Source organism: Acetobacter sp. DsW_059, assembly GCF_002153695.1.
In the GTDB taxonomy this organism is placed as follows: Bacteria; Pseudomonadota; Alphaproteobacteria; order Acetobacterales; family Acetobacteraceae; genus Acetobacter; species Acetobacter thailandicus.
Genome location: NZ_JOPI01000140.1, coordinates 1 through 264 on the forward strand (window position 1 = coordinate 1; position 264 = coordinate 264).

1 pseudogene is annotated in these 264 nt (G+C 52.3%); it reads right to left on the minus strand.

The features are described from left to right. A pseudogene (locus tag HK25_RS12305) lies at window positions 1-247 on the minus strand (hypothetical protein); the annotation flags it as partial. Window positions 248-264: the final 17 nt, after the last annotated feature.

The following is a 264-nucleotide window of genomic DNA, read 5'->3' on the forward strand; positions in this document are numbered from 1 at the left end:
TCTGAACTGAGGTGTTCAGCGTGCTCAGCTCATTGAAAACTGTCTGGCTGGCACGTTTCACGAGGCTTTTCTGTATGTCCGTGAGTGTTACTCCCGGCACCTTACCTGCCATTACATCGGGCATCGGGTTTGCCAGAATGTGATACGCGCTGTCCATGTCGTACACAGCCTGACGCAGTTTGCCCTGAGAGGTGCTGGCACAGGCAGTAACAGCCAGCAGCGGCAGGAGAAGAAGTGCTTTTTTCATTTTGAGGTATCTTTCGT